This is a genomic window from Robbsia andropogonis, assembly GCF_000970345.1.
Taxonomy (GTDB): Bacteria; Pseudomonadota; Gammaproteobacteria; order Burkholderiales; family Burkholderiaceae; genus Robbsia; species Robbsia andropogonis.
Genome location: NZ_LAQU01000081.1, coordinates 1 through 5,764 on the forward strand (window position 1 = coordinate 1; position 5,764 = coordinate 5,764).

General features: G+C 52.7%; 2 tRNA genes and 3 rRNA genes. All 5 read right to left on the reverse strand.

The annotated features are described in order from the left end of the window. Nucleotides 1-32: 32 nt before the first annotated feature. Nucleotides 33-146 (reverse strand): 5S ribosomal RNA (gene rrf, locus WM40_RS25475). A 180-nt stretch (nucleotides 147-326) separates the two neighbouring features. Beyond that, nucleotides 327-3,210, reverse strand: a 23S ribosomal RNA gene (locus tag WM40_RS25480). A 328-nt stretch (nucleotides 3,211-3,538) separates the two neighbouring features. Next, nucleotides 3,539-3,614, reverse strand: a tRNA-Ala gene (locus WM40_RS25485). A gap of 79 nt (nucleotides 3,615-3,693) precedes the next feature. Next, a tRNA-Ile gene (locus WM40_RS25490) sits at nucleotides 3,694-3,770 on the reverse strand. A gap of 64 nt (nucleotides 3,771-3,834) precedes the next feature. Then, nucleotides 3,835-5,365: ribosomal RNA gene (locus WM40_RS25495) — 16S ribosomal RNA — on the reverse strand. Together the 16S, 23S and 5S rRNA genes with 2 tRNA genes alongside form the textbook arrangement of a ribosomal RNA operon. Between the last annotated feature and the right edge of the window lie 399 nt (nucleotides 5,366-5,764).

Genomic DNA, 5,764 nt, shown 5'->3' on the forward strand with positions numbered 1-5,764 from the left:
TGAGTCGGGGCGTATGGATTTCAGCATTGGGAGCCTGACGATTACCTACTTTCACACGGGCAATCCGCACTATCATTGGCGTGGAGTCGTTTCACGGTCCTGTTCGGGATGGGAAGGGGTGGGACCGACTCGCTATGGTCATCAGGCAAAGAGGGTTGTGCCGTTGGCAGTGCCACGGCACCAATCTGGAAGAAGTTCGCTTCTGTGTTCTTACCGCTTTGGGTTGAGCTGTATCGGGCACATGTCCACCGATTGTTTCACTCACCTCGCGCGCCTGGGTGGCGGCCTGTTTCTCTGGCCGTCTTACACACAAACGCACTGGTTATAGGATCAAGCCTCACGGGCAATTAGTACTGGTTAGCTAAGGACATTACTGTCCGTACACACCCAGCCTATCAACGTCCTGGTCTCGAACGACCCTTTAGGGGAATCAAGTTCCCAGGGATATCTCATCTTAAGGCAAGTTTCCCGCTTAGATGCTTTCAGCGGTTATCTCTTCCGAACATAGCTACCCGGCGATGCCACTGGCGTGACAACCGGTACACCAGAGGTTCGTCCACTCCGGTCCTCTCGTACTAGGAGCAGCCCCCTTCAAATATCCAACGCCCACGGCAGATAGGGACCAAACTGTCTCACGACGTTTTAAACCCAGCTCACGTACCTCTTTAAATGGCGAACAGCCATACCCTTGGGACCGGCTACAGCCCCAGGATGAGATGAGCCGACATCGAGGTGCCAAACACCGCCGTCGATATGAACTCTTGGGCGGTATCAGCCTGTTATCCCCAGAGTACCTTTTATCCGTTGAGCGATGGCCCTTCCATACAGAACCACCGGATCACTATGACCTGCTTTCGCACCTGCTCGACTTGTGGGTCTCGCAGTTAAGCACGCTTATGCCATTGCACTATGAGCACGATTTCCGACCGTACTTAGCGTACCTTCGTACTCCTCCGTTACACTTTGGGAGGAGACCGCCCCAGTCAAACTGCCTACCATGCACTGTTCCCAATCCCGATTCAGGGACCAAGGTTAGAACCGCAAACAAACCAGGGTGGTATTTCAAGGGTGGCTCCACAAGAACTGGCGTCCCTGCTTCATAGCCTCCCACCTATCCTACACAGATTTGTTCACAATCCAATGCAAAGCTACAGTAAAGGTTCATGGGGTCTTTCCGTCTAGCCGCGGGGAGATTGCATCATCACAAACACTTCAACTTCGCTGAGTCTCGGGAGGAGACAGTGTGGCCATCGTTACGCCATTCGTGCAGGTCGGAACTTACCCGACAAGGAATTTCGCTACCTTAGGACCGTTATAGTTACGGCCGCCGTTTACCGGGACTTCAATCAAGAGCTTGCACCCCATCATTTAATCTTCCGGCACCGGGCAGGCGTCACACCCTATACGTCCACTTTCGTGTTTGCAGAGTGCTGTGTTTTTATTAAACAGTCGCAGCCACCAGTTTATTGCAACCCCTTCACCCTCCAGGCGCAGGCCTGTCAAGCTACAAGGGCGTACCTTATCCCGAAGTTACGGTACCAATTTGCCGAGTTCCTTCTCCCGAGTTCTCTCAAGCGCCTTAGAATACTCATCTCGCCCACCTGTGTCGGTTTGCGGTACGGTCTTGTTAGACTGAAGCTTAGAGGCTTTTCTTGGAACCACTTCCAATTGCTTCGCCGCTTTAAGCAGCTCGCCTCGTACCCTTGAATTCCGCGCCCGGATTTGCCTAAGCGCCTTCTCCAATACAAGGACCGGGACTTCCAACACCCGGACAACCTTCCGCGATCCGTCCCCCCATCGCATCTAACAATGGTGCAGGAATATTAACCTGCTTCCCATCAGCTACGCATTTCTGCCTCGCCTTAGGGGCCGACTCACCCTACGCCGATGAACGTTGCGTAGGAAACCTTGGGCTTACGGCGAGGGGGCTTTTCACCCCCTTTATCGCTACTCATGTCAGCATTCGCACTTCTGATACCTCCAGCATCCTTCTCAAGACACCTTCACAGGCTTACAGAACGCTCTCCTACCATGCAGATAAATCTGCATCCGCAGCTTCGGTGACTGGCTTAGCCCCGTTACATCTTCCGCGCAGGACGACTCGATCAGTGAGCTATTACGCTTTCTTTAAAGGATGGCTGCTTCTAAGCCAACCTCCTGACTGTTTTAGCCTTCCCACTTCGTTTCCCACTTAGCCAATCTTGGGGACCTTAGCTGGCGGTCTGGGTTGTTTCCCTCTTGACACCGGACGTTAGCACCCGATGTCTGTCTCCCGTGATTGCACTCTTCGGTATTCGGAGTTTGCTATGACGAAGTAATCCGCAATGGACCCAACAATCATTACAGTGCTCTACCCCCGAAGGTGATACACGAGGCACTACCTAAATAGTTTTCGGAGAGAACCAGCTATTTCCAGACTTGTTTAGCCTTTCACCCCTATCCACAGCTCATCCCCTAATTTTTCAACATTAGTGGGTTCGGACCTCCAGTACGTGTTACCGCACCTTCATCCTGGCCATGGATAGATCGTCTGGTTTCGGGTCTACGCCCAGCAACTAAAGCGCCCTATTCGGACTCGCTTTCGCTACGCCTTCCCTAGTCGGTTAAGCTTGCTACTGAACGTAAGTCGCTGACCCATTATACAAAAGGTACGCCGTCACCCCATTAAGAGGCTCCGACTGTTTGTATGCATGCGGTTTCAGGATCTATTTCACTCCCCTCCCGGGGTTCTTTTCGCCTTTCCCTCACGGTACTGGTTCACTATCGGTCGATTACGAGTATTTAGCCTTGGAGGATGGTCCCCCCATCTTCAGACAGGATTTCACGTGTCCCGCCCTACTTGTCGTACCCCTAGTTCCACACATAAGCTTTCGCATACAGGGCTATCACCTGCTATGGCCGCACTTTCCAGAGCGTTCTGCTAACTCACATGCTAAAAGGTACAAGGCTCTTCCCATTTCGCTCGCCACTACTTTGGGAATCTCGGTTGATTTCTTTTCCTGCGGCTACTTAGATGTTTCAGTTCACCGCGTTCGCTTCTCTTGACCTATGGATTCAGTCAAGGATGACCCATTCGGGCCGGGTTTCCCCATTCGGACATCTCCGGATCAAAGCTCGTTTGCCAGCTCCCCGAAGCTTTTCGCAGGCTACCGCGTCCTTCATCGCCTGTAATCGCCAAGGCATCCACCACATGCACTTATTCGCTTGACCCTATAACGAGTACGTCTGCATCGCTGCACACGTCACGCCATAGGTGAGTATCGGTGTTGTGCCGTATTCCAATTTCGTGCGCCTCTCTCAAGACACACTGCTTTGAGATACTTCTCGATACAATCTCAACCCAAATTTCGGCAGCATCCCGCACGCCATCTCTAACGCACAGCACGCCACCATTGAATTGAACTTCTTCCAAATTGTTAAAGAACGACAGCCGATTTAGATTCTCATCGAATCCATCAGTGTTAGGCCAAGCCTAAGCTAAAACGCACTCAGCGCACATCCTCGCGGATACGCAACAAATACCCTTTAGCTTAGGAATTGGTGGAGGTTGACGGGATCGAACCGACGACCCCCTGCTTGCAAAGCAGGTGCTCTCCCAGCTGAGCTAAACCCCCAAGACACCACTACTACTGTAGGTACATCCCTTAGTTCGTCACCCAACCACACCAGTTAGCGCAACCAACCAGACCAAGATGGTGGGTCTGGTTGGATTCGAACCAACGACCCCCGCCTTATCAAGACGGTGCTCTAACCGACTGAGCTACAGACCCTACAGCCTGTCGTATGACAGCCGATAAGCGTGAGCGCTTTAGCAACTTATGCTTCAAGCTCGAGAAAGGAGGTGATCCAGCCGCACCTTCCGATACGGCTACCTTGTTACGACTTCACCCCAGTCACGAATCCCACCGTGGTAAGCGCCCTCCTTGCGGTTAAGCTACCTACTTCTGGTGAAACCCGCTCCCATGGTGTGACGGGCGGTGTGTACAAGACCCGGGAACGTATTCACCGCGGCATGCTGATCCGCGATTACTAGCGATTCCAACTTCATGCACTCGAGTTGCAGAGTGCAATCCGGACTACGATCGGTTTTCTGGGATTAGCTCCCCCTCGCGGGTTGGCAGCCCTCTGTTCCGACCATTGTATGACGTGTGAAGCCCTACCCATAAGGGCCATGAGGACTTGACGTCATCCCCACCTTCCTCCGGTTTGTCACCGGCAGTCTCCTTAGAGTGCCCTTGCGTAGCAACTAAGGACAAGGGTTGCGCTCGTTGCGGGACTTAACCCAACATCTCACGACACGAGCTGACGACAGCCATGCAGCACCTGTGTATCGGTTCTCTTTCGAGCACCCCCTGATCTCTCAAGGGTTCCGACCATGTCAAGGGTAGGTAAGGTTTTTCGCGTTGCATCGAATTAATCCACATCATCCACCGCTTGTGCGGGTCCCCGTCAATTCCTTTGAGTTTTAATCTTGCGACCGTACTCCCCAGGCGGTCAACTTCACGCGTTAGCTACGTTACTAAGGAAATGAATCCCCAACAACTAGTTGACATCGTTTAGGGCGTGGACTACCAGGGTATCTAATCCTGTTTGCTCCCCACGCTTTCGTGCATGAGCGTCAGTGTTGGCCCAGGGGGCTGCCTTCGCCATCGATGTTCCTCCGCATATCTACGCATTTCACTGCTACACGCGGAATTCCACCCCCCTCTGCCACACTCTAGCCTGCCAGTCACAAATGCAGTTCCCAGGTTAAGCCCGGGGATTTCACATCTGTCTTAACAAACCGCCTGCGCACGCTTTACGCCCAGTAATTCCGATTAACGCTTGCACCCTACGTATTACCGCGGCTGCTGGCACGTAGTTAGCCGGTGCTTATTCTTCCGGTACCGTCATCAGCAAAGGATATTAGCCCTCGCCTTTTCTTCCCGAACAAAAGTGCTTTACAACCCGAAGGCCTTCTTCACACACGCGGCATTGCTGGATCAGGCTTGCGCCCATTGTCCAAAATTCCCCACTGCTGCCTCCCGTAGGAGTCTGGGCCGTGTCTCAGTCCCAGTGTGGCTGGTCGTCCTCTCAGACCAGCTACAGATCGTCGCCTTGGTAGGCCTTTACCCCACCAACTAGCTAATCTGCCATCGGCCGCCCCTATAGCGCGAGGTCCGAAGATCCCCCGCTTTCATCCTTAGATCGTATGCGGTATTAATCCGGCTTTCGCCGGGCTATCCCCCACTACAGGACACGTTCCGATGTATTACTCACCCGTTCGCCACTCGTCAGCGGAGCAAGCTCCCTGTTACCGTTCGACTTGCATGTGTAAGGCATGCCGCCAGCGTTCAATCTGAGCCAGGATCAAACTCTTAAGTTTAATCTCTGTTACTGTTTTCTATTCTTCCGAATAGGTCGCTCAACTCAAGAATCAACAAGTAGTACGAACCGAAATTCATACCCTTACTTCTTCTCTTGTGCGAGCTCTTGATACTTTTGCTTTGCGCTCATCGGCCTAAACCAACAAACGCGCATCCGTCACCAAGCGCCCACACTTATCGGCTGTAAATTTTTAAAGAACCGTTTAACGACTGGCTGGGCATTCCCTCGCACTAGGCGACCCGTCGATTCACCGCAAACACCACCACTTTTGCTCCGCCGCGCTGTTTTGCTGCAGAACAGAAGCGAGATTATGTACCACCACCACCATCTCGTCAAGCAGTTTTTTGTCACCCCCGGCAACGCGTCTCTCATCAACCCAGAAACCATCACCTGACAA